At 69.0% G+C, this 17,785-nt stretch carries 19 protein-coding genes; 10 read left to right on the top strand and 9 right to left on the bottom strand.

The genetic code is table 11. The features are described from left to right. Positions 1–6: 6 nt before the first annotated feature. Genes QK288_RS09540 through QK288_RS09530 form a run of 3 tightly spaced genes read right to left on the bottom strand, consistent with a single transcriptional unit; the run spans position 7 to position 3,166 of the window. Positions 7–876 carry a carbohydrate ABC transporter permease gene (locus QK288_RS09540; protein ID WP_281264088.1) on the bottom strand — a complete coding sequence of 290 codons (870 nt, stop codon included), beginning with the start codon at positions 874–876 and terminating at the stop codon, positions 7–9. Further along, complete coding sequence (locus tag QK288_RS09535) at positions 876–1,835, bottom strand: sugar ABC transporter permease (protein ID WP_281264087.1); 960 nt, start codon at positions 1,833–1,835, stop codon at positions 876–878. Before QK288_RS09535 ends, QK288_RS09540 begins: the two co-directional genes overlap by 1 nt. Further along, positions 1,832–3,166, bottom strand: coding sequence for a sugar ABC transporter substrate-binding protein (locus QK288_RS09530; protein ID WP_281264086.1), 1,335 nt, complete (start codon positions 3,164–3,166; stop codon positions 1,832–1,834). Before QK288_RS09530 ends, QK288_RS09535 begins: the two co-directional genes overlap by 4 nt. Before the next feature lie 160 nt (positions 3,167–3,326). Here QK288_RS09530 and QK288_RS09525 point away from each other — a divergent pair, with 160 nt between their 5' ends. Continuing rightward, the gene (locus QK288_RS09525; protein WP_281264085.1) at positions 3,327–3,758 is read left to right on the top strand and encodes an SseB family protein; all 432 of its coding nucleotides are present in this window, start codon (positions 3,327–3,329) and stop codon (positions 3,756–3,758) included. A gap of 136 nt (positions 3,759–3,894) precedes the next feature. Here the strand turns inward: QK288_RS09525 and QK288_RS09520 are convergent, their stop codons facing one another. Together QK288_RS09520 and QK288_RS09515 are read right to left on the bottom strand one after the other, a co-directional pair. After that, positions 3,895–4,626 (bottom strand): nuclease-related domain-containing protein, encoded by a 732-nt coding sequence (locus tag QK288_RS09520; RefSeq protein ID WP_281267553.1) that lies wholly within the window; start codon positions 4,624–4,626, stop codon positions 3,895–3,897. A gap of 252 nt (positions 4,627–4,878) precedes the next feature. Next, positions 4,879–8,343 (bottom strand): TM0106 family RecB-like putative nuclease, encoded by a 3,465-nt coding sequence (locus QK288_RS09515; protein ID WP_281267552.1) that lies wholly within the window; start codon positions 8,341–8,343, stop codon positions 4,879–4,881. An 82-nt stretch (positions 8,344–8,425) separates the two neighbouring features. Between QK288_RS09515 and QK288_RS09510 the strand changes: the two genes are divergently transcribed. The 5 genes from QK288_RS09510 (at position 8,426) to QK288_RS09490 (ending at position 12,021) form a co-directional block, all read left to right on the top strand. Next, positions 8,426–8,704: a hypothetical protein gene (locus tag QK288_RS09510; protein ID WP_281267551.1), complete on the top strand. Its 279-nt coding sequence runs from the start codon at positions 8,426–8,428 to the stop codon at positions 8,702–8,704. Then, entirely contained in the window at positions 8,701–10,497 is a 1,797-nt protein-coding gene (locus QK288_RS09505; protein WP_281267550.1) for an alpha/beta hydrolase, read from the top strand. Before QK288_RS09510 ends, QK288_RS09505 begins: the two co-directional genes overlap by 4 nt. After that, the gene (locus QK288_RS09500) at positions 10,491–10,991 is read left to right on the top strand and encodes a hypothetical protein (protein ID WP_281267549.1); all 501 of its coding nucleotides are present in this window, start codon (positions 10,491–10,493) and stop codon (positions 10,989–10,991) included. The genes QK288_RS09505 and QK288_RS09500 overlap by 7 nt, the downstream gene beginning before the upstream one ends. A 158-nt stretch (positions 10,992–11,149) precedes the next feature. Continuing rightward, a complete protein-coding gene (locus QK288_RS09495; protein WP_281267548.1) occupies positions 11,150–11,536 on the top strand; it encodes a hypothetical protein in 387 nt (128 codons plus the stop codon). Between the two features lie 113 nt (positions 11,537–11,649). Next, entirely contained in the window at positions 11,650–12,021 is a 372-nt protein-coding gene (locus tag QK288_RS09490; protein ID WP_281267547.1) for a hypothetical protein, read from the top strand. Positions 12,022–12,030: 9 nt separating this feature from the next. Here QK288_RS09490 and QK288_RS09485 read toward each other — a convergent pair whose 3' ends face one another. Then, on the bottom strand, positions 12,031–12,555 hold the full coding sequence (locus tag QK288_RS09485; RefSeq protein WP_281267546.1) for a GrpB family protein: 525 nt from the start codon (positions 12,553–12,555) through the stop codon (positions 12,031–12,033). An 83-nt stretch (positions 12,556–12,638) separates the two neighbouring features. Beyond that, on the bottom strand, positions 12,639–13,583 hold the full coding sequence (locus tag QK288_RS09480) for an ADP-ribosylglycohydrolase family protein (protein WP_281267545.1): 945 nt from the start codon (positions 13,581–13,583) through the stop codon (positions 12,639–12,641). 83 nt (positions 13,584–13,666) lie between these two features. Between QK288_RS09480 and QK288_RS09475 the strand changes: the two genes are divergently transcribed. Then, positions 13,667–14,302 carry an NUDIX domain-containing protein gene (locus QK288_RS09475; protein ID WP_281267544.1) on the top strand — a complete coding sequence of 212 codons (636 nt, stop codon included), beginning with the start codon at positions 13,667–13,669 and terminating at the stop codon, positions 14,300–14,302. Between the two features lie 234 nt (positions 14,303–14,536). Here the strand turns inward: QK288_RS09475 and QK288_RS09470 are convergent, their stop codons facing one another. Then, positions 14,537–15,229, bottom strand: coding sequence for an SDR family oxidoreductase (locus tag QK288_RS09470; RefSeq protein ID WP_281267543.1), 693 nt, complete (start codon positions 15,227–15,229; stop codon positions 14,537–14,539). A gap of 118 nt (positions 15,230–15,347) precedes the next feature. Here QK288_RS09470 and QK288_RS09465 point away from each other — a divergent pair, with 118 nt between their 5' ends. Continuing rightward, positions 15,348–16,160: a LysR family transcriptional regulator gene (locus QK288_RS09465; protein ID WP_281267542.1), complete on the top strand. Its 813-nt coding sequence runs from the start codon at positions 15,348–15,350 to the stop codon at positions 16,158–16,160. A gap of 44 nt (positions 16,161–16,204) precedes the next feature. Here the strand turns inward: QK288_RS09465 and QK288_RS09460 are convergent, their stop codons facing one another. Continuing rightward, complete coding sequence (locus QK288_RS09460) at positions 16,205–16,429, bottom strand: DUF1653 domain-containing protein (protein WP_281267565.1); 225 nt, start codon at positions 16,427–16,429, stop codon at positions 16,205–16,207. 249 nt (positions 16,430–16,678) lie between these two features. Here QK288_RS09460 and QK288_RS09455 point away from each other — a divergent pair, with 249 nt between their 5' ends. Further along, complete coding sequence (locus QK288_RS09455) at positions 16,679–17,146, top strand: MupG family TIM beta-alpha barrel fold protein (RefSeq protein ID WP_281267541.1); 468 nt, start codon at positions 16,679–16,681, stop codon at positions 17,144–17,146. Positions 17,147–17,343: 197 nt separating this feature from the next. Continuing rightward, a complete protein-coding gene (locus QK288_RS09450; RefSeq protein ID WP_281267540.1) occupies positions 17,344–17,775 on the top strand; it encodes a very short patch repair endonuclease in 432 nt (143 codons plus the stop codon). Positions 17,776–17,785: the final 10 nt, after the last annotated feature.

Raw genomic sequence — 17,785 nt, 5'->3', positions numbered from 1 at the left:
CCGACGTCACCGCAGGCCGCTCCGCGACAGTCCCTCGACGAAGTAGCGCTGGAACGCGAGGAACAGGGCGACGATCGGCAGGATCATCAGCAGGTTGACCGCCATGATCGCGCCGTAGTCCGATGTGTACTGACCCTGCAGCGTCCCGACGATGCCGATCGGCACGGTGAACAGGTCCTGGTTCCCGGACAGCGCCACGAGCGGCCACCCGAAGGCGTTCCACTCCCCCATGAACGTCAGCAGCACGAGGACGGCCAAGAGCGGGCGGCACAGCGGGAGCACCACCGACACGAACGCACGGAAGCGCCCGGCACCGTCGAGCTGCGCGGCCTCGATGAGTTCGTCGGGGACCGCGAGGAAGAACTGCCGCGCGAGGAACACCCCGAAGATCGCTGCGGCTTCCGGGAGGATGACCGCCCACAGCCCGCCGTACAGGTGCAGGCCGATCGAGATGAAGAACTGCGGCACGATGATCGCCTGCGGTGGGATCATCAGCGTCGACAGCAGCACGAGGAACAGCGCGTTGCGTCCACGGAACCGGAGCTTGGCGAACGCGTACCCGGCGAGCAGGTTGCACACGACGGTGATGACCGTGACGACGACCGCGACGACGAGCGAGTTCCCGAACCACCGCCAGACCGGGAACTCCTGGAACGGTCGCACGAAGTTCTGGAACGTGAAGTGGGCCGGCCAGAGCTGCAGCCCGGGCGCGTAGAGGTCGGCGCGCGTCGAGAACGCCGTGAGCAGCATCCAGTACAGCGGGAACGCCATCACGATGGTGACGATCACCGCAACGGCGATCCGCAGCCAGAGCAGACGACCGTGGCGCTTCCGCGGCGGGGCGGCTGCGCCGGTGTCCCAGGTGGAGGAGGTCATCAGTCGGCCTGGTCCCGTCCGGCGTTGAAGCGCCACTGCAGCCCCGTGATCAGCAGGGTCACGAGGTAGATCACGATGCCGACGGCCGCGCCGTAGCCGAGTAGCTGCGGCCCGTGTTCGTCGAACGCGACCCGGTACGCATAGGACACGATCGTCGTCGTGCCGTACCCGGGGCCACCACGGGTCATCGCCCACACGGTGTCGAACACCTGGAACGAGTAGATCAGGTTCATCACGAGCAGGAAGAACGTCGACGGTCCGAGCAGCGGGAACGTGATCAGCCGGAAACGCTGCCACCCGCTCGCCCCGTCGGTCGTCGCCGCCTCCTGCACCGCCGGATCGACGCCCTGCAGTCCCGCGAGGTAGATGAGCATGTCGAAGCCGATGCGCTGCCACAGGGTCATCAGGATCACGGCGGTCATCGCCCAGCCGCCGCTCGACTGCCACTGCACCTGCGGCAACCCCAGGACGTGCAGGAACTTGTCGATGAAGCCGTTGTTCTGGTCGAACATCCACGCACCGAGCACGCCCGTGGCGACGCCGGAGACGACGAGCGGCAGGAAGATGATGGTCCGGAAGACCGCCCGCCCCGGCAGCACGCCGTTCAGCAGGACCGCGATGCCGAGGCCGATCGCCATGCCCACCGGCACGGTGAACAGCGTGAAGACGCCGGTGTTCGCTGCCGACTGCCAGAACACCGGGTCGGCGAGGAGCTCGGCGTAGTTGCCGAGCCCGGCCCACTTCGTGCCGCCGAGCGAGTCGAGGTCCTGGAAGCTGATGACGAGCGCGTAGACGAGCGGCAGCAGCGTGAAGACGACGATGAGCACGACGTTCGGCACCAGGAACGCGGTCGCCGCAGCCCCACTGGAGGCCCGGAACGGTCCGGCGGTCCGCCGCGGTCCGCGCCGCACGGCTCCACCAGCCGTGGCGCCTCCGATGCGCTCCGCCGCGCCCGTCATGCGGACACCGCCGCATCGACCGCGGCGTCGATCGCCCGCACAGCGGCATCGGTGTTCCGTCCGTGGAAGGCGAGCTCGAGCTGGTCCTGCAGGGCCGTGTTGACCGACGCGAAGCCCGGCACCACGGTCTCGCGGACGGCGGTCTCCGTGATCGTCGTCGCCTGTTGCGTGAAGACGTCCATCACGTCCGGTCGCACGGCGTAGTCCAGGTCGGTCGACGCCAGGCTCCGGAGCGTCGGCAGCTCGTTCGCCCGCTGGCAGAAGTCACGCATCTGCTCCTCCTCCACCAGGAACTTGAGGAACGCCGCCGCCAGCTCCGGGTTGGCGGTGTCGCGCGTGGCGACGATCGCGTTGCCACCGAGGTCGGACGCCGCTGCCCGGTCGCGCGGCATGTAGGTCGTCGCCCACTCGCCGCCCTGGTACCCGTTCGCGGTGTCCGCGAGTTCCGGCACCAGGAAGTCACCGATGAACGTCATCGCGACTGTCTGGTTCAGGAAGAAGTTGTCCGAGTAGACCGTCGTCTTGATGGTGTTGTTCGCCGGCACCCAGCGCTCGTCGAAGAACCGCTGCGTGAACGCCATCGCCTTCCGGCCGGGATCCCCGTCGACCGCCGAGCGTCGCAGTGACGGCGTCAAGAGCGATCCGCCTGCCTGGTACAGGAAGCTCGCCCACCGGTAGGCCCCCGCTGCCGTCCAGTCGTACGCGAACGGGTACTTGTCGTCGGGCAGCGTCTTCCGGAGCTTCGTGCTCACGGCCGCGAACTCGTCCCAGGTCCACGCGTCCTCGAGCCGGTCGGGCACCGCGCCGATGCCCGCCTCGTCGAGTGCTGTGCGGCTGAAGGCGATCGCCGAGGTGTCCGTCTGGTGCGGTACGCCGTAGGTGCGTCCCTCGAAGCGGACCGCGTCGTACAGCGCCGGCAAGAAGCCCTCCGACTCCGTCGCGCTCAAGTACGGCGTCATGTCGAGCAGCACGCCGTGCGAGGTGTACTTGCCGATACTGGTGTAGTCGACGCGGAACACGTCCGGCGCCGTCCGCGAGAGGATGCCTCGATCGATGCCGGAGAAGAACCCGTCGTACGGCAGGGTCTGCAGCTCGACCGTGGCCTTCGGGTGCCGCGTCTCGAAGGCCTGCTTGACCCGGGCGAACCCGGTGTTCTCGCCGTCGCTGCCGCCCCAGAACGCGAAGCGGAGCGTGCCTTCGACCTCGCCGATGTCGGCCTTCGACCCCGCGGCGGCACTGCTCGGCGCCGGGCCGTTGTTCGCGACGCACCCGCTCAGCGCCGTCGCGGCGGCGACTCCGAACGCACCCGTCAACAGCGATCGGCGGGTCAACTGCGATGGTGGCACGGAACTCCTCGGACGACGTCGGCACTGGATCGGGGCACTGGATCGGAATGTATGCCCCGGCTCCGATACCGGTGTCCGGAGTGCGCATCCAGGCCCGTTGCCCTCGCCCGTGGGACGATGGCCGTCCACCACTTGGAGGAGTCCGATGAGCAACGACCAGTCGACCGGCTCGGCATTCGGCCGCGGCGTCGAGAACACCGCGTCGACCGCAGCCAGCGAGCTCCGGCGGCGCATGGCGTCGTCGGCGGCCGGGTTCCTCGGGAGTGCCGCCTGGGTGCCGTGGAAGTCGGCGGACGCCCCGGACGGCGGGAGCATCGCCCACGTGATGATCCGCGACCTGCCCTTCGTGCCGGTGTTCACCGACCCAGCCGAGCTCGCCGCCGGGCTCCCCGACACCGAGGCACGCCCGGTCCGGATGGCCGAGCTCGTGACGGCCGTGCCCGAGGAGTTCGGCATCGTCGTCGACCCGACCAGCGGCGAGGCGGCGAACTTCCTGCACGCAGACGCCCTCGCGGCCATCCGCGCCGAGCTCCGCGGCGCGGCCGACCTCGACGACGACGAGGCCGGCGAAGGCTGAGCGCATGAGCGGCCCGGAGCGCATCCGAACTCACCGGTGACCGATCCGGTTCGCGAAGTCCGGGCTCAGAGAACCAGATCGGCCAGCATCATCGGCGGAAGCGGCCCCGGTCGGGTCGGGTTGAGGCGACCAGCGGTCAACCGCCGAGCAGCGACGCCGCGACGCTGGACAGCGCGATCAATCCCGCCACCGGGACCCCGACCACACCGAGGAACACAGCGAGCGCCACTCGACGCCGACGCAGCCGAGCCCCCTCGACCTCTCGCACGAGCCGATCGAAGCGCTGTTCAAGGCGGAGCGTGTCGTCCAGCACGACTGCCGCAGCGTGCCAGGTCCCGCGATCCTCTGCCAGCATCGAGAGGTACCGGACCGCCTCGTCGGAGTGGGCTCGAGCACGACCGGATATCCAGGGCCGCACCTGCTCGGGCGTCAACACGACGACGGGCGGACGCTTCTTCCCGAACCGGATCTGGTCAGCAGCTACGACGAGGAGTGATTCCACTTCGATCGGCCCCCCTGCTGCCGCCGAGAGCAACCGCGTGGCCTTCCGGCCCTCACTCTGCGCTGCTCCGATGTGCGACGTCTTCTTCCCGCCGACCATGAACGACCCGCCACCGACGAAGACACGCTGGCCGCTGTGGTTCTTCGTGTTGATCGAGAAGACGCCGCTCGGCCCGATGACCAGATGGTCGATGTCCGTCGATCCCGTGCCCACAGGAACGGCGTGGAGGACCGTGAACGCGGGTCCGAGCCGTTCGAGCTCCGCGGCGACGCGCCGCTCTCCGACCGCTCCCTTGAACCACGAACGTGCCGCTGGGACGACCGGGTCAGAACCCCAGAAACGCTGCGCACTCGTTCGGCTCGGCACGGAGGACTGGATGCGCAGGCACTCTTGCATCACGGCATACCCAGGCCGCCGAGCCCGGAGGGTCAGCGGCAGGGACCCGACCGGCGTCGCTCGAGATCCCGATGGGCGCTCCGGGTCGGCACCGTTCGCGATGGGCGTCGTCAGGTCCGTCACGATCCGAGCATGGCAGTCACTCACTGTTCGAGGAAAGCCCACGTTCGGGCGACAGCCTGGCGTGCAGGGCTGCGATGCGACTCCGAGCGGTCGAAGAGGTCAGAGCGGTCGAGGCGGCTCGACCAGCTCGATGAAGCGGGACAGCAGGGACAGGCCGGGGATCGAGGGTGGTAGGGCCGTGGTGAGCGCGGGCGAGTGCACGAGGTACGCCGCCCACTTCGCACGCGAGAGCGCCACGTTCAGGCGGTTCGGCATGAGCAGGAAGTCGAGCCCCCGTGGGATGTCGGCCGCGCTCGACGCAGCGAGCGACACGATCGACACGACGGCCTCCCGTCCCTGGAACATGTCGACCGTCCCGACCTGGGTACCGGTCAAGCCCGCGCGGTCGAGCTCGTGGCGGATCACCGCGCCCTGCGCGTTGTAGGGCGCGACGACGATGACTTCCTCGTCCGTCAGCGTCCGCACGGTGTCGCCGTCGGTCCAGGACCGACCGACGACGTCCTTCGCCAGGGACACGACGCGTGCCGCTTCCTCGAGCGACGAGGTGGTGTTCCCCGCGTGGACGACCGGCACCGGGTGCACACCGGCGTCGATGCCCTCGAGGTGCCGCCCGGTCGCCATCGACGTGAGCTGTCCGTTGTAGGACAGCCCCGACACCGCTGACGTCAGCGCCGGCTCCATCCGCCGGGTCCGTGCGAGGAAGTACCCGAACTCCGCCGGCAGGACGTGCTCGCCGTCGGCCAGCCACCCGAGTGCCGACTCGTCGACGGGCTCGGGGTGCGACCCCTGCGAGACCTGGGGCAGCTGCTGCGGATCACCGAGCAGGAGCAGCCGGGTCGCGGCGATCGAGGACGCGATCGTCGGGGCGAGGGAGAACTGTCCGGCTTCGTCGACGACGAGCAGGTCGAGGGAGCGCCGCGCGATCGTCGACTCGTTCGCGAACGTCCACGCGGTGCCGCCGACGACTCCCCCGGTGCCGCTCTGCTCGCAGGACTCCAGGAACGCGGCGATCGCGGCGCCGTTCTTCACCGGGGTCCACGCTGCCGCCTCGATCTCGTCGGCGTCGGCACCGGCCTTCGGCTGCTTCACGACGCGGTCGGCCGGGACTCCTGCTCGGACCACGGAGGACAGGAAGTTCTCGCTCGTCGCGTGCGACTGTCCCACGACGCCGACGCGCCAGCCGTGCTCACGCACGAGTCGCGCGACGACGTTCGACCCGACGTAGGTCTTGCCCGTGCCGGGAGGGCCCTGGATCGCCAGGTACGACCGATCGAGCCCGAGCAGCGTCGCGATCACCGCGGCGACGGTGTCGTCACCGACCACGGGCGTGATCGCCCCGCGCGGTGGCACCCGTCGGAGCAGGTCGAACGCCGGGTCGGGCAGCATCTCCGGCAGCGCGTCGAGGACCTCGGCACCCCACTCGGCGATCGCCTCGGGCTGGGGCTTCGCGCGTGGCGGCGACGACGGCGCGAGCGCGACCGGGAACTCGCGGTGCGGCTCCCCACCGACGGGCAGCCGTTCGAGCACGAGTACCTCTGTCGCCTCGCCGTCGTCGTGGACGTCCAGGATCACGGCGCGGTCCGTCGCACCCTTCGACCCGGGACCCGGTGAGCCGACCGATGGCGGAGGCGGGTCGTCGTAGACGAGGTGGGGCGAGCCTCCAGGCCGGAGCCGACTGCCGGGCGCGAGCGTCCCCGACAACCGGAGTTCTCGGGACTGCGATCGGGCACGCGGCAGCGTGTCCCAGTCGCGTTCAACGGACGCACGCTCGACGACGAGGACGTCGCGGGTGTCCGCCCACTCGTCGACCGGGTTGCGGAGCCGGTCGAAGTGGTCCTGCCAGAAGGTCTTGGCCTCGCGGCGGTGGTAGTCGATCGCGGCCGCGGCGAGCGCCAACGCGGTCTGGTCAGGAGTGCGGTCGAGCGCCTCGACGTGCTCCAGCTCGGACGCCAGGGCGACGTACACGGGGTTCGGCTCGCGCTCGACGGGGATCGGCGGCAGGTCGAGTTCGGCCGGCGCGTCCGTGGACGGCGGCCGGAGCGCCAGCAGCCAGTCGCGCAGACGCAGGGTCGAGCGGCAGTCGTACGCGTTGTAGTCCGCGACCTGGTCGAGCATCCGCTGGCCCTCGGCGGCGTCACCGGTGCGGAGCTCCTCGATCGCATCGACGTAGGCCGTGATGCTGTCCGCGGCGTTCGTCACGTCGCTCAGGCGCAGGTCCTCGCCCATGTACAGCGGCTCGAGCTTCTTGATCGAGTAGCTGTGGCTGCCGACGACGAGCGCCTTGCGGACGATCGGGTACAGGTCGACCAGTACGCCGGCACGGAGCAGGTCGTCGACGGCTTCCTCGCCGACGCCGTGCCGCGCGGCGAGGGACAGCAGGTGCGTCCGCTCGTAGGCGGCGTAGTGGTAGACGTGCATGCCGGGGTGCTCGCGTCGACGCTCCTCGACGAACGCGAGGAAGTCCACCAGGGCCTGTCGTTCGTCGCGGATCGTGTGCGCCCAGAACGCCGTGAACCCCGCGCGGTCGTCGACCACGCCGAACAGGTAGTCGAGTCCCCAGTGCACGCCGTCCTCGGTGTGGAGCGGGTCGCCCTCGAAGTCGAAGAACACGTCGCCCGCGTCCGGTACGGGGATCGCGTCGAGGGCTCTTGCGTCTGCCAGCTCCCATGCCGGCTTCTTCGTCGCCGTCCGCTCCGACTCGACCTGGAGGCTCGCCTGACGGACCAGGCGACCTTGCGTCGTGCTCGACATGCCGGGCACCGGTGCGGTGCGGACCGCCAGGTCATCGATCGTCAGCACCCCCCGCCGGATCAGCTTCGTCCGCTGGTCGAGGCGCATCCCGGCGACGAGGACCAGGTCACGGTGCTCCTCCACCTGGGTCTGGCAGACGGCGCAGCGACCGCAACTGCTGTAGCGCGGATCGCCCCACTGCAGGGGCTCGTCCGCTGCGATCCGCTCCGCGATCACCCGTGTGAGCTCGGCGCGCTGCGTGCGGTAGACCGGCGTGATGTCGGCCAGGTCGTGCGTGGTCGTGGTGCGGTCACCGAGGACCAGGTGGACCTGCTCGCCCGTCGGGATGTCGTGTGCGCGCATCTGCTCGGCGTAGGCGGCGAGCTGCAGCAGGGCGCTGATCTTGGCGTGGCGGGCGAGCTTGGTGTCGTAGACCTCGTACTCGCCGCGGTCGTTGCGGATGATGAAGTCCGCGAAGCCGATGAAGCCCGCCTCGTCCGCGGTCGGCGGTCGGTGGAAGGTCGGCTGGTAGAGGACGTCCGCGCCCGCGCGCATGGTCTGCAGTGCCGCTTCGGCTGCTGCGCTGTACTCGGGCGGCGCCGGGCGGTCGAACTCCACGACGTCGTGGGTTGCCTTGAGGATCTCGAGGTAGTCGAGCTCGTGCTTGTCCCCGAGCTTCGCCGTCCGGTCGAGCATGTCGTCGTGCGACTCGGGCAAGGCTTCCCCGCGGCCGAGCTTGGCGTCGAGTCTGCGCAGGAACGCCCACTCGCACGACGCCCACGTGGTGAGGTCGCTCGGGCTGAGGAGCGCGTGGCCCTCGGGCGTGATCTGCATTGCTGCACCGTAACAGCGGCGCCCGACACCGGGATCGTGGCTGATATGCTGCCGGACGTACCACTTCGGGGGAAGGAACACCGTGACGGACGTCGTCATCGACGCGGGGGCAATCCGCGGTATCGCGGGCAAGATCGAGCAGAGTCAGACGCAGCTCAGCAGCGTCGCGGTCACCGTTCTCGGCGGTGCGGACTTCGGTGCAGCCGAGGTGCAGTCCGCATTCGAGATGTCGCTCCGTGTGCAAACCAACATGACCACCGCGCTCGAGAACAACACGGGCGCCGTCGCGAAACAGGCTCACGGCGTCGTCGCTGCCTTCGAGGACTGGGACGCCTCCCGAGCACGGGCGGCCGGCTCGTGAGCGCGGACCCGACTGCAGGCGACCCCCAGTCGATCCGTTCCGTCGCGCAGCGCCTGCAGCAGCGATCGTCGAAGATCCGCACCGCTTCGAGCCAGGTGCACCGGCAGGCGGAGGTCGTCTCCGACGGAGAGTGGAAGGCGAAGAACAAGGCATCGTTCGTCTCCGCGGCGGCCGAGGTGGGTGCCGGCGGTGAGCGCATCGCTGGCCACATCGACCAGGCCGCGACCGTCCTCATCTCCTACGCCACACGGATCGAGCAGATCCAGACCGAAGCGCAGACGATCAAAGCGGCGCAGAGCCGAAATCACCAGGACCTGACCTCGAACGCGCGAGCGGTCGACAAGCTGCAGAAGTCCGACGCCGACGACGCCCCTGCCAAGATGCTCGGGCTCTCCGCCGAAGCCGCGGGACTGCAGGTATCGAAGGTCGCGCTCGAGCAGTCGTGGCAGGACCTCGTCGCTCGCCGCAAGGCTGCGGATGCGGAGACCGCGTCGAAGCTCGGTGAGTCCGAGGTGATCGGCGCGTTCGCGACGAGCGCCGCAACGATCGCGGGGATGACCGACGCGCAGCTGCTCGCGTTCCTGGGCGGACTGAAGCCGGAGGAGATCGCCGCGTTCGCCGGCGACAAGGCACTCGCCGATCGCCTGGGCAAGGTGAGCGACCCGAAGGCGGTCGCGAAGTGGTGGTCTGATCTCGGCGGTGACGACGGGAAGGGCTCGGAGGGCGCCCACTCGGCCGCGCAGGATGCGTTCATCGCGGCGTTCCCTGCCGTGATCGGGAACCTCAACGGCGTCGCGTACTGGGCGCGGGACGCCGCGAACAGGGCAGAACTCAAACGCCAGAAGAAGGCGTCGGATGGTCGACTTCGAGCGCTCAAGAAGTCCATCGAAGATGCCGTCTCGGCCGGGCTCCGCCCTTACGACCTCGCTCAGCAGCTCGTCGAAGAGCAGCTCTTGAACGATCAGCTGAAGAACTTCGCGAGTGCCGCTCGGGGCAGCCAGCTACCAAACGAGACCTTCTCTGACACCCCTGTCCAAGTGGTGAGCTTCCGCATGGGGGAACCGCCGCTCGGAGCAATCTCGGTCGGCAACTTGGACACGGCACCGAACGTGAGCTACGTGGTGCCGGGCATGGGGACGACGCTCGGCGACGCAACAGTTCTCCAGCGCGGCGTGCGGAACCTCAAGGAGGTCCAAGACCACGTCACCGGCGACCCGAGCGAGACCGCAGTTGTCGAGTGGATCAACTACGACACCCCGAAGAACTTCGGCACTGGATCGCGAGAAGTCTTCAGCGACGACAAGGCGGACGCCGGTGCCAAGCAGCTGGTGTCCGACCTCGTCGGGTTCCGCGCGAGCAGGAATGACAGCGCTGTCCTCAATCTGGTCGGGCATTCCTACGGCACCACCACGACGGCGATCGCCATGGCGACGCAACCTGACCTCGGCATCCAGAGCTCGGTCAACCTCGGCTCCGCGGGAATCCCTTCCTGGATCCACGATGCTGGGAACCTTGGTGCCGAACACGTCTACGCCGGCACCGGAGACGAATGGGTCGCACCTGGTGGACGCCTCGTGAGCGGGCGCACCGATCCGAGCGCTCCGGCCTTCGGGGCAGAGGACCTTCCGACGGACGCTGACTCTGTTCACGGCGGCAACATCGACGGCCCGACATACGGCGTCACCGTTCACGACCCGGTGAAACACAAGTCGGACAGCGACCCATTCGGATATCTTGACCCGGATACTTCAGCCCTCATCAACACAGCAAAGGCGACCCTGGACCCATGGTGACGCGCACGTGGAACTTGCGGATGCCGCTGACAGCGATCCTCATCACAGTGGTCACGGCGCTCTGTGGCTGCTCAGCAACGGGAGAAGACACGATGGATGTCCAAAGGAATCGCCAAGATGCAGAGGCAGCACGCAACCTCGTGCTCGATGTCGCCGGTTCCGAATGGTCATCGGTCAGTCGGACAGCAGAACCAGCCCCGACCGAGTGCAGCCACGACGGCGATCCGCACGGAGGTGTCCAGTTCCACTGGGACTCTCGCGGCACACCTCCGACCGATCCCAAAGCGTGGATCGATGCGGTCGCAGCCACTCTTCGTAAGAACGATTTTGCAGTGTCGACTCGGAGCACAGACTTCGGCAAGTACGGCGTTCTCTACCAGGTACAGACCAAGGACAGCGACCGCCCCGCGGTGTCGGCAACCGCAAATCAGCAGACCTCTTCCCTTACCGTCGACTCGGTTTGCGCGGGGGGCGACCTTGCGGACTACGAATGAGACGCCCCCGAGGCAGGCGGGTGACTTGTCGCTCTCGGACCGTCGTCGGTACTCGTGATCGGAGCATTGACCTCCCGGGTCGGAGTCGTCACCGCGGTGCTCCTCGCCAGTGGCTGCGCAACTCAGACAGGGACTCCCAGACCGCATCGGAATCGCGCATGACCCCGGATGAAGTACGTAGCGAGAGCCAGGCGATCGTGGAGAAGCTCCGTGCGCTGGACGATGCAGCCATACCGGAGCTCCGGCAGCCGACGGCGACTGAATGTGGACCACGATCTGACGAAGGCGTGAAGTTCAGCTGGTCGGTGGAAGGCGCACCGCCTTCGGATCCCCGCGACTACATCAATCGGGCCGAAGCGGTCCTCAAGGAGAACGGCTACTCCACGCACCAGACCAAGAGCTCACTGAACGATGACCGCCCCCTCTACTACGTCGGTGCCGAGGGCGAAGGAGGTTCGACGATCGGCTTGGGAGCCAGTGCCATGAACACCGTGATCCAGCTCTCGTCGGACTGCGCCGAAGGCAACGCCAGCGACTTCAGTTGAGGGCCCGCGCCGCCGCACTCATCGTGACGGTCCTCCTTGCCGTCACGGGGTGCACGAGAACGACAGAAGCGCCCCTTCTGACCGCCGAGGACGCATCCGACCAGATGCAGGCCTTGGTCCGCGACACGATGGACGTCGCCGGGGGCGAGTGGACCAGCATGAGCAACGGCCCCTCTCCCGACGAGTGCCCGAGGCCGCGTGGGTTCACCGGGGTCTCGTTCTCGTGGGATCAAATCTCCGAAGGCGCGGTGGACAACCCGAAAGCCGTCATGGAACGAGTCGGCCGGTCCTGGCGAGACAAAGGGCTGCCCACGTGGACGCAGAACGTCGAACGCGCGGACGGCAAGATCCTGCATCGGGTCCGTTCCCAGGATCACATCGTCCGCACGATCGAGTTCTCGGCAACCACGAGCCGCATGATCATCACCGTGGAGTCGATGTGCGGCTCGGGCAACATCGACGACTACTACAACGACATCGAGTGACTCCGACGCTCACTTGTCCCAGGCCGACGTCGGCGGTAGGCCTCGTCGTGCACGCTCGACGTTGAGGACCTCCTCCACGAGGTCCCGCTTCCCCGCTGTGTAGTCCCGCCCGTCGTCGGCTCCGGCGAGCACTCGCTTCAGCTCCCCGTACCGCGCTCGAGCCGCGGGATCCCGGAGTAGTGCGTCGCGGAAGAGCCGCTGGTTGCAGGTCTCCCACTCGTCTGCGGCGAACAGGTGCAGGATGTGCTTCCGCCGCTCCCCTGTCGAGCGGACGTAGACACCGTGGTTCTTCGGGCCGCGACGGTGCTGCTCGTACCCGAGCGGCGCGACGAAGGACGACAGCGTGAACGGGTCGACGCCCGCGGCAGCACGAGCCGCGAGGTCGATGATCGGCTTCGCCACGAGCCCGGGGACCGCGGTGCTCCCGATGTGCTCGATCGCGGTGACGGCCGGGCCCAGCGCGGAAGCGAGCCGATCGGCCTCCGAACGGAACAGCGCGCCCCACTCCGCTCGGTGCTCCACCAGTTCGACCATCACCCGCAGCCTATCCACGTGTACGGCGGCGCCGGAGGCTCCCCCCATCGAAGCCTCCGACACCGCCGAGAACACCGCCGAGATCAGGCCGCTCGGACCCGCAGGGCCTGCGAGCTCAGCGCGACGAGGTCGTCCGCTCGGAGCCCCGGCCAGCCGTGCAGCAGCTCCCGCCAGTCACCCGGCAGCGCAGACCCGCCGTACAGCGCCCCGGCGAGTCCCCCGGCGATCGCCGCCACCGTGTCGGTGTCGTTGCCCGACCGGACCGCTGCGACGAGCGCCCCCTCGAGCGAATCGCTCCGGAGCACCGCGGCGTACGCAGCCTGCAGCGCGGACACGACCCAGCCGTTCGTCGCGGTGAAGTCGACGGGATGCAGGGCCTCTGCAGCGGACAGTCGCTCAGCCCACACCCGCCGACGGTCCATCGGCAGCTGGTCGAGTCCACGCCGAACGTCGAGCGAGCCCGTCAGGACGGCGTGCCGGATCGCGACGCACCAGAGCACGCACGCATCGCCGGCATCGGCCTCGTAGTGGGACAGGTCGCTGACCGCCCGGGCAGCGTCAGCGAGCCGGCGGTCGGTGTCCTCCGCAGGGTCCAGGTACGCCAGGACCAGTGGCGTCGTCCGCATCAGCGATCCATTGCCAGCGGAACGACCGCTCTGGTCGTGGACCCGCCGGGCCGACGCCCGCGAGGCGGACGCGGTCCGAGCCTCCAGTCCGCCCAGGACACTCCGCGTCTGGATGCCGACGTCCGGCGCGGTCCGCGCCCAGTCCGCCCAGGCCGCGACGAGCCCGTCGAGCGCCGCGTCGTCTGCGAACGAGCCGCCGCGAGCGGCGGTGCGCAGGATCGGGACGGCCATGCTCGTGTCGTCGGTCCACTCCCCCGGTGCCCAGTTGAACGTGCCGCCGCCCTTCATACGGATGGGCGTCGGTTCCGGGACGGGTGGCTGGAACTCGTAGCCGGCGCCGAGCGCGTCGCCCACAGCGGATCCGAGGACTGCGCCGATGGCTCGGTCAGTGGTGTGCGTCATGGCCCCTCCAGGTTTACGCAGGTTCGCGTAAACCCAGCATGCACCGTTCGACAGGTTTGCGCAAGCATGCGTAAACTCGTGCCGTGACCGAGTACCGCGACGCGAACGGCAAGCGCCTGTCCGACTACCCGCGACCCTCCGTCGCGGTCGACACCGCTGTGCTCACCGTTCCGGTCGGCGGGGCGCTATCGGTCGTACAGGTCCGGGACCAGACAGACGGAGACTGGCGACTGCCGGGGACGTTCGTGCACGAGAGTGAGCGGCTCGCGGACGCCGTCCTGCGGTCGCTGCGCGACAAGGCGGGCGTGACCGGGCTCGCGCCGAGGCAGTTGCACGTGTTCGACGATCCCTCGCGGGACGACCGCGGGTGGGTGTTGTCCGTGGCGCACCTCGACGTGGTGCCTGCGGCGTCACTCGACCTCGGGGACGACGCGCGACTCGTGCCGATCGGCGAGGCGACGGGCATGGTGCACGGGCACGACGACATCCTCGGGTTCGCGGTCGATCGGCTCCGTGCCGATCATCGTGGGGCGCCGGACCGGCACGGGCTCCTGCCCTCGCCGTTCACCATGTCGGCGCTCCGGGGGCTGCACGAGGCCGTCCTCGGTGAGCGGCTGCTGCCGGACTCGTTCCGGCGGGCGATGGTGCCGCTGTTGACGGCGACGGACGCCAAGGCTGCGGAGGGGCCGGGGAAGCCGGCGACGTTGTACGTGCGGTAGGGCGGATGTCGCCGAGGGCGGGCAGTCGCTGCGGCCCGGCGTGGGGTCCGTCATCGACCGCGCCGACCGCGGGCTCGACCCGCTCCGGTTCGGGCGCTGCAACCGCGTCCGTCCCGAGTTCGGCATCCCTCTCAAGCAGCCCGCGGCTGATCCACTCGGTCCAGTCCGCGCGGCGGCGCTGGCCGACCGGGAGGCTCGCCCCACCCCCGGCAGGCACCGCACGACCCCGGCGGCTCACCCCAGGCGGCCGCCGCCGTCGACGTGCAGCGTGGTCCCGGTGACGAACGTGTTGTCGATCGCCAGCAGAACAGCCGACACGACGTCGGCCGGCGATCCGACGCGGCCCACCGGGTTCGCTCCTGCCGTCTTTTCGAACATCTGCCGCTTGGCGTCGTCGCCCATGCCGTCCCACGCGCCGGAGTCGATGATCCCCGGAGAGACGGCCACCGCGCGCAGCGGAGCGAGCTCGACCGCGAGCGCCTCGACCAGGAACGACACCGCACCGTTCGTCGTCGCCATCACTGCGAGTCCCGGTGCCGGCTTCCACGCTGCGACGCCCGAGAAGAGCACGAAGACGCCGCCGGGTCGCATCACCGGGGCGAGGTGCTTCGCGAGCAGGATCGACCCGACGACCTTGGCGCCGAACGCACCCTCCACAGCCTGGCGGTCGAGCGCGCCGACGGGGCCGTTGGCGTGCGCCGCAGCGAGGGAGACGACCGCGTCGAACGAGCCCGCTTCGGCGAGAGCGGCGATCGAGGCCTCATCGCCGAGATCGGCGTGCACCACGTCGAGGTCCGGAAAGTCCGCTGCCGTCCGCGCGGTGTCGCGCGCGCCGATGAGCACGTCGTCGCCGCGGATCGAGAGCTCGCTCGCGAGGGCGCGCCCGATGCCGGACCCGCCGCCGATGATGAGGATGCGCTTGGTCATGTCGATTCCTTCCGTTCTGGTGCGCAGCGGTCGCTGCTTGGTGGTTGCAACCTGCCCGTACCGCTCGTCAGTCCCGAACATCGATCGATGTTTTATCTCTTTTCCATAGAATGCTTCTATGCCCAACCTCCGAGCGTTCGAGGTCTTCCTGTCCGTCGTCGAGGCCGGCTCTATCTCCCGCGCCGCTCGAAAGCTGCACCTCACGCAGCCCGCCGTCTCACACCAGGTGTCGAGCCTGGAGCGGGACCTCGGCGTCGCTGTGTTCGACCGAGGACGTCGTGGTGCGACCCTGACACCCGCCGGTCGGGCGTTCGCTCCTCTGGCACGTGATGCCCTCGACGCCGCATTCCGGGCCGAGGAAGCAGCGCGGGGCTCAGCACCGATCCGACTCGTCGTGGCACAGACGTTCACGGTGCCGTTCGTGGTGCCGGCACTCCGTGCCCTGGGCGGCCCGCTTCCCGAGCTCAGTGAGGGCTCGAGCGCACTCGGGATGGTGGACGAGGTCCGTCATGGGACGCAGGACGTTGCGATCGTGCCCGGACCGGTGGACGCTCCCGACCTCGTCGTTCGGGAGGTCGGAACGGAGGAGATCGTCGTCGTCGGCTCGCCGGACACGGACGCGACCCTCGAGACCGTGGCGACCGGCCCGCTCATCGGGATCTCCGGCGACACGGGTTACGGGAGCTGGCTCGCCGCGCTGTTCGTCGAGCGTGGGCTTGTGCCCGTCGTCACGACGACCGTCGGCTCCCCCGCCGCCGCTGCTGCGCTCGCCTCAGCCGGGTTCGGGTTCGCAGTCGTGCCGGAGTCCACGCTCACAGGTGACGCGGAGCGGTCACGGCTCCGGCCGCGGGTCAATCGCGACATCGTGGTGGTCGGGCGGTCGGAGGAGGCGGTCGGTCCGCTCGTGGAGGCGCTGACGTCCGCGCGATAGACGCGGTCTGGGCGCGGATTGGAGGACCGGGTTGATCCGGGCGGTCAGGTCCGGTGCGGTTCGATACGGCTGAATCGCGGGCCGTCGTAGTCACCGCGGGTCACGTGCGCGGTGAAGTCGGCGAGTGACCGAACCCAGTGCCCGCGCTCCCCGTAGAGGGCCTGGTACACGACGACGGGCTCCTCGGTCTCTGTGTCTAAGGCGATGAACAGGACCTCGTAGTCGCCGCCCTTGAAGTGGCGGTAGCGGCCGGGCGTCACATCGTTCATCACGCTCCCGATCGTAGTGAGCTGCCACAACCGGCCACACCACTAGAACGTTACCTATGAACCAACAGCCCACCAGGGCGATGGCATCGACGCCTCGACCAACAACGAGAAGTGGGGAGGGGGGCAGCCCAACGCTCACGTCCGCAGTCCACTTCACCACGCTGCTGCTTCGTTGGAACCAGCTGGGCCGCGCGGCGTCGTGCCTCCGAGCGTGCACCGGCCGCGCTGCTCGACCGTGCGACCGACCACGTGCCGCAGCTCAGTGGGGACCACTCGCAGCAGTACGTCGCCATGCTCAATGCTGCGCTCGCGGATGGCCTGCTCTCGGTCCACACGCTCACGAGCTCACCGAACTGGCTCGGCGAAGGACTGCCGACTGTCGAGGCACATCGGAACGTGCCGCCGCTGTTCCAGGCGGTGGCGCTCGTCGACGCCGGTGTGGACGACGTGTACGTGGGTGATCCCGCGCTGACGGATCATTCGTGGGCGCGGCTGGGGTCGTTCGTCCGCGATGACGTCGTGCTCGACGGAGTCGCTGCTCCAGGCGCACACCCGTCTGCCATCGCGGCGCTGGCTGTTCCCGATCGCAACCGACCCGACGCTGCCGAGGCCATGACCCGGTTGGAGCACTCGCGGGAGCGCTTTGCCGGATTGCCGCTGCTTGAGGCGGGTGGGCAGCCGAGGCCGGCGGGCGCGCTCACGGTGCAGATGGCGTAGGCGGGGAGGTACTGCGGGGAGGTGGCGGTCACGTTGCGCGACTTGCCGGCTGATGACCGAGTGGCAGTGCTCGGGGTGCTTGGCGTGGGCACGAGTGCGATCAGGGCTCACTCCTCCACAAGCTCTTTGCGTTGCCCTCGGCGCACGGCTCCGCCGCCGTGCACAGTCCGAAGCGCGCAGACGTCTAGCGTCGTCGGATGCAGGTCTGGGAGGCGGATGATGCACGGCGTCGGCACATGGGTCGGTTCAGTCGGCGGGACACCGCGCCAGAGCTCGCCCTTCGTCGAGAGCTCCATGGTCGCGGCCGACGGTTCTTCGTGGATCGCCGGGTGAGCCCGTGCTCACGCGTTCGACCCGACATCGCGTTCCCTCGGGCGCGGATCGCCGTGTTCGTCGATGGGTGCTTTTGGCACTGGTGTGTGGAGCATGCGCACCTCCCGAAGGCCAACGCCGCCCTCTGGCGCTCCAAGCTCTTGGCGAACCGACAGCGTGACGCGTTCAACGAGGCGATCCTTATCTCGGAGGGGTGGCGTGTCATCCGAGTGTGGGAGCACGAGGACGTCGGTTTGGCAGCCGACTTGGTCGAGGAGGCCCTCGATCGTTGGGCGATGATCACCGGACGGCTCTGATCCTGTAGAC

Origin of the sequence: Curtobacterium sp. 9128, from assembly GCF_900086645.1 — a bacterium.
In the GTDB taxonomy this organism is placed as follows: Bacteria; Actinomycetota; Actinomycetes; order Actinomycetales; family Microbacteriaceae; genus Curtobacterium.
This window is presented reverse-complemented; position numbering and strand designations above follow the sequence as displayed.

Coding starts and splice junctions, on each gene's coding strand:
- QK288_RS09540 (WP_281264088.1), bottom strand. CDS start 876: ATGACCTCCTCCACCTGGGACACCGGCGCAGCCGCCCCGCCGCGGAAG.
- QK288_RS09535 (WP_281264087.1), bottom strand. CDS start 1,835: ATGACGGGCGCGGCGGAGCGCATCGGAGGCGCCACGGCTGGTGGAGCC.
- QK288_RS09525 (WP_281264085.1), top strand. CDS start 3,327: ATGAGCAACGACCAGTCGACCGGCTCGGCATTCGGCCGCGGCGTCGAG.
- QK288_RS09515 (WP_281267552.1), bottom strand. CDS start 8,343: ATGCAGATCACGCCCGAGGGCCACGCGCTCCTCAGCCCGAGCGACCTC.
- QK288_RS09500 (WP_281267549.1), top strand. CDS start 10,491: ATGGTGACGCGCACGTGGAACTTGCGGATGCCGCTGACAGCGATCCTC.
- QK288_RS09495 (WP_281267548.1), top strand. CDS start 11,150: ATGACCCCGGATGAAGTACGTAGCGAGAGCCAGGCGATCGTGGAGAAG.
- QK288_RS09485 (WP_281267546.1), bottom strand. CDS start 12,555: ATGGTCGAACTGGTGGAGCACCGAGCGGAGTGGGGCGCGCTGTTCCGT.
- QK288_RS09480 (WP_281267545.1), bottom strand. CDS start 13,583: ATGACGCACACCACTGACCGAGCCATCGGCGCAGTCCTCGGATCCGCT.
- QK288_RS09470 (WP_281267543.1), bottom strand. CDS start 15,229: ATGACCAAGCGCATCCTCATCATCGGCGGCGGGTCCGGCATCGGGCGC.
- QK288_RS09465 (WP_281267542.1), top strand. CDS start 15,348: ATGCCCAACCTCCGAGCGTTCGAGGTCTTCCTGTCCGTCGTCGAGGCC.
- QK288_RS09460 (WP_281267565.1), bottom strand. CDS start 16,429: ATGAACGATGTGACGCCCGGCCGCTACCGCCACTTCAAGGGCGGCGAC.
- QK288_RS09450 (WP_281267540.1), top strand. CDS start 17,344: ATGCAGGTCTGGGAGGCGGATGATGCACGGCGTCGGCACATGGGTCGG.